Source organism: Methylocystis sp. (assembly GCF_050251305.1).
In the GTDB taxonomy this organism is placed as follows: domain Bacteria; phylum Pseudomonadota; class Alphaproteobacteria; order Rhizobiales; family Beijerinckiaceae; genus Methylocystis.
This window is the reverse complement of the sequence record NZ_JBFWNB010000091.1, coordinates 1-5,111: the sequence shown is the minus strand read 5'-3', so window position 1 is coordinate 5,111 and position 5,111 is coordinate 1. Positions and strand designations below refer to the sequence as shown.

Genomic DNA, 5,111 nt, shown 5'->3' with positions numbered 1-5,111 from the left:
CGGCGACCCACATCGCCGCGCAGGTGCCGACCAGAGACAGCGGCACGGTGACGCCGGCGGCGATGACCGGCGTCGCGCGGCGCAGAAACACATAGACGACCATCATCACCAGGATGATGGAGATCGCCAGGGTGCGCTGAATGTCATGAATGCTGGCGCGAATGGTCTGGGTGCGGTCGGCCAGCACATCGATCTTGACGCCGCTCGGAATCCATTCCTGAAGCCGCGGCAGCAGCGCCTTAATCTGATCGACGGTCTCGATCACATTGGCGTCCGGCTGCTTGGTGACGATCAGCAGCACGGCGGGCTTGCTGTTGAACCAGCCGGCGGCGTTGCGGTTCTTCACGCCGAGCTCGACCGAGGCGACGTCGCCGAGCTTGACCACCGCGCCATTGTTGGCCGCGATGACGATGTTGCGATAATCCTCGGGCGTCGTGAGCTGATCGGTGGTCGCGAGCGTGATCTCGCGCGCATCGCCGCTGAGCGCGCCGACGGCGGAATGGGCGTTGGCGGCGTTGAGGGCGTTGGCGACGGCGTCGACGCCGAGCTTCATGGCGGCGAGCCGCGCGCTGTCGACCTGAACGCGGATGGCCGGCTGTTCGGCGCCCGCCAGGCGCGCCTCGGCGACGCCGGGAATTTGCGAAACGCGCTGCGCGATCACGGAATCGGCCGCGTCGAAAATGGCGCTCGTCGACAGGGTGTCGGAAGTCATCGCCAGCACGAGCACGGGCATGCTGGACTGGCTCGCCTTGCGGTAGGTCGGCGCGCTCGGCAGGTCCGACGGAAGGTCGGTGATCGAGGCGTTGATCGCCGCCTGAACGTCACGCGCCGCCGCGTCGAGCGGCCGCGAAATGTCGAACTGGGCGATGATCTGCGTCGACCCCAGCGAATTCGTCGACGTCAGCTCGTTCAAGCCGGCGATCGTCGACAGGCGCCGTTCGAGCGGCGCCGCGACCGACGCCGCCATGGTCTGCGGATCGGCGCCGGGCCGCAGCGCGGAGATGCCGATGACCGGAAAATCGACCGCCGGCAGGCTCGCCACCGGCAGGAAGAAATAGGCGACGGCGCCCAGCAGGAACAATGCGCTTGCAAGCAGCGTCGTCGCGACCGGCCGCTTGATGAAGGGCGCCGAGACATTCACTCGGCGGCCTCCCGGGTCGGCGGTTTGGGAAGTTCGTCGGCGGGCTCAAGATCCTCGCCCGTCTCGCCGGCCGGCTGCGGCGCAGCCGGGGGCGAAAGTCGGACGCGCAGACGCTCCACGGCGAGATAGATGACGGGCGTCGTGTACAGCGTCAGCGCCTGCGAGACGAGCAGGCCGCCGATGATCGCGACCCCGAGCGGTATGCGCAGCTCGCTGCCCGGCCCGTGCGACAGCGCCAGCGGCAGGGCGCCAAACAGCGCCGCCAGCGTCGTCATCATGATGGGACGGAAGCGCAGATGACAGGCGCGCACGATCGCGTCATGCGCCGAAAGTCCGTCATCCCGCTCGGCGTCGAGCGCGAAGTCGATCATCATGATCGCGTTTTTCTTGACGATGCCCATCAGCAGAACGACGCCGATCAGCGCGACGATCGACATTTCGATGCGGAAGATGAGCAGCGCGAGCAGGGCGCCGACGCCCGCCGAGGGCAGCGTGGTCAGGACGGTGAACGGATGGGCGAAGCTCTCGTAGAGAACGCCGAGCACCACATAGATCGAAACGATCGCCGCAAGGATGAGCCAGGGTTCGCTGGCGAGAGATTTGTTGAATTCGGCGGCGTCGGCGCTGAACACGCCCATGATCGACGACGGCATGCCGATCGCCGACTCCGTGTCGGCGATCATTTTCACTGCGTCGCCCAGCGCGTAGCCATCGGCGAGGTCGAAGCTGATCGTCGACGCCGGGAATTGATCCTGATGCGCGACGGAGAGCGGCGCGGCGCGATTCTCCAGCCGCACGAAGGCCGCGAGCGGAGTTTGCGGTCCGCCGCCGAGCGGCGCGACATAGAGCTTTTCCAGCGCCGACGGATCGCGTTGATACTGCGGCGCCGCTTCGAGAATCACGCGATACTGGTTCGACTGCGTGTAGATCGTCGAGATCTGCCGCTGGCCGAAGGCGTCATTGAGCACGTCGTCGACCATCTGCGCGGTAATGCCGAGCCGCCCCATTTTCTCGCGGTCGATGTTCATCAGCGTGCGCAATCCGCCGTCCTGAGTCTCGGCTGCCACGTTGCGCAATCCCGGAGTTTTGCGCAGTTCACCGAGCAGGCGGTTCGACCAGGTCAGCAGCTCATCGCGATCGGCGGAGGTCAGCGTGTACTGATATTGCGAGCGGCTGGGACGGGTCGTGATCTGAATGTCCTGAACCGGCTGAACATAAAGCGAGACGCCCGGGATTTTTTCGCCGGCGGCCTTTAACCGATCTGCGATCTTCTCCGCGCTGTCGTGGCGCTCGCCATGCGGCTTCAACATCGCGGTGAGCCGCGCGACATTCGTCGTCGCGTTGAGCGGTCCCACGCCCAGCACCGAGGTGACGGCGGCGACGTCCGGATCGCGCCGGAACGCGTCGGCGATCTTCGCCTGCAGCGCCGTCATCTTGTCGAAGGACGCGTCAGGCGAGGCCTCCAGCACCGTCGACAGCACGCCCGTGTCCTGCCGCGGCAGAAAACCCTTGGGAATGATGATGTAGAGGACGATCGTCAGCCCGAGCGTGCCGACGGTGAGCGCGAGCATGAACGTCTCGCGCTTGAGCGCCCAGTCCAGGGACGCGTGATAGGCGCGATCGAGCGCGAGCGAAAGCGTCGCCAGGCGGGAGCGGTTCTGTTGCTTTGACCGCGGCGGCGCGAATCGCAGCAGAACCGCGCAGAGCATCGGCGTCAGCGTCAGCGAGATCGCCGCGGAGACAATGACCGCCATGGTCAGCGTCAGCGCGAATTCGCGGAACATGCGTCCGACGATCCCGGTCATGAACAGCAGCGGGATGAACACTGCGATCAGCGAGACGGTCAGCGACACGACGGTGAAGCCGATCTGGCGCGCGCCGTCGAGCGCGGCCTGACGCGGCGGTTTGCCGGCTTCGATGTTGCGAACGATGTTTTCGATCATCACGATCGCGTCGTCCACGATGAAGCCGGTGCCGATGGTCAGCGCCATCAGCGACAGATTGTCGAGCGAAAAGCCCGCCGCCCACATGATCGAGAATGTGGCGATGATCGAGAGCGGGAGGCTGACGCCGGCGATGATCGTCGCGCGCCAGCTGCGCAGAAACATCAGCACGACGAGAACGACGAGCGCCGCGGCGATGACCAGAGTCAGCTGCACCTCGAAAATCGAGGCGCGGATCGTCACCGTGCGGTCGTTGACGATCTCGAGCGACATGCCGGCGGGGAGCGCCCGCTGAATCTGCGGCAGCTCGTTCTTCACCAGCTCGACGGTATTGATGATATTGGCGCCGGGCTGGCGCAGAACGTCGAGCACGACCGTCTGCTCGCCATTGTGCCAGCCTCCGACGCGCGCGTTCTCGAGACCGTCGACGACCTGCGCCACGTCGCGAAGCATGACGGGCGCGCCATTGCGCCAGGCGACGACGATGTCGTTGTATTGCCGCGCGTGCACGATCTGGTCGTTGGCGTCGAGCGTATAAGTCTGGCGCCTGCCGTCGAGCGAACCCTTGGCGCCGGCGATGTTCGCCGCCGCGATGGCGAGACGCAGATCCTCCATGCTGATGCGATTGGCCGCCAGCCGCGCGAGATCGGCCTGAATCCGCACGGCCGGCCGCACGCCGCCCTGCACCGACACCCGGCCGACTCCCGTCACCTGCGAGAGCTGCGGCGCGATCAGCGTGTCGGCGCGATCGCTCAAATCCCGCAGCGTGGCGGTTTTCGAGCGCAACGTGAGGGTCAGAATCGGCGTGTCGGCGGGATTAACCTTGGCGTAGACCGGTGGATAGGGAAGATTGCGCGGCAGCGTCGAAGCGGCCGCGTTGATCGCGGCCTGCACGTCCTGCGCGGCCGCGTCGATGTCGCGGTCGAGGTCGAACTGCAGCGTGATCTGGGACAGGCCGAAGGAGCTTTGCGACGCCATGCTGGTCAGCGAGGGAATCTGACCGAACTGCCGTTCGAGCGACGCCGTCACCAGCGACGCGATCGTGTCGGGATTGGCGCCGGGCAGCTGCGTCGTGACCTGAATGGTCGGGAAATCGACCTGCGGCAGCGGCGAGACCGGAAGTCGCAGATAGCCCATCACGCCAAACAGCAGGACGGCGAACGCCAAGAGCGACGTCGCCACCGGCCTGTGGATGAAGGGCCCCGATACGTTCATCTGTTCGTTCGATCACCTCGCACGCGTTTGTCGCTTGGCGCGACGGGCTCGCTCAGCGCCTCATCGCCAGCGGCGGCGTCGGTCTGGCCGTTCGCCGCCGTCGGCGCGCTCATCACCCGCGTTTTTGCGCCATCCGACAGGCGCGAGAAGCCGCTGGTGACGACGACGTCGCCGGGCTGCAGCCCCGAAGTGACGACGGCGAGTTTCTCGTCCTGCCGGCCGGTCGTCACCTCGCGAATCGCGGCGACGTCGTCGGGACCGAGCACATAGACGAAGGCGCCGCTCGGGCCGCGCTGCACGGCGTGGCTGGGCGCCGTCACCACATTCTTCAACGTATCGAGCATCAGCCGCACATTGACGAACTGTCCCGGCCACAGCGCGAGATTCGGATTTGCGAATGTCGCTTTCAGGCGCACCGTGCCCGTCAGCTGATCGATCTGATTGTCGATGACGGTCAGTTCGCCGGTCTCGATCGGCGTCGCATTGTCCGGACCGAGCGCGACAACCTTCGCCTTTCCTTTGGCCTGCGCTTTCTGCACCGCCGGCAAGGCTTGTTGCGGCAAGGTGAAGACCACGTAGATCGGCCTCAACTGCGTGATGACGACGATGCCGGTCTGATCGGAGGCGCGCAGAATATTGCCGACGTCGACGAGGCGAATGCCGGCGCGTCCGTCGATCGGCGAGCGGATCGTCGCATAGTCGTATGTCGTCTTGGCGTTTTCGATCGCCGCCTGATCGGCGCGCAGCAGCGCTTCGAGCTGCGCGACGGTCGCCTGTTGCGTGGCGTATTGCTGCGGTGAGGCGTAATTGCC

General features: G+C 65.9%; 3 protein-coding genes. All 3 read right to left on the bottom strand.

The features are described from left to right. Positions 1-1,141: efflux RND transporter permease subunit (locus AB7F41_RS17065; protein WP_428384652.1), on the bottom strand; the 1,141-nt coding region annotated here is incomplete at its 3' end. Continuing rightward, positions 1,138-4,299 (bottom strand): efflux RND transporter permease subunit, encoded by a 3,162-nt coding sequence (locus AB7F41_RS17060; protein WP_428384654.1) that lies wholly within the window; start codon positions 4,297-4,299, stop codon positions 1,138-1,140. The genes AB7F41_RS17060 and AB7F41_RS17065, both read right to left, overlap by 4 nt. After that, positions 4,296-5,111: efflux RND transporter periplasmic adaptor subunit (locus AB7F41_RS17055; RefSeq protein WP_428406718.1), on the bottom strand; the 816-nt coding region annotated here is incomplete at its 5' end. The genes AB7F41_RS17055 and AB7F41_RS17060, both read right to left, overlap by 4 nt.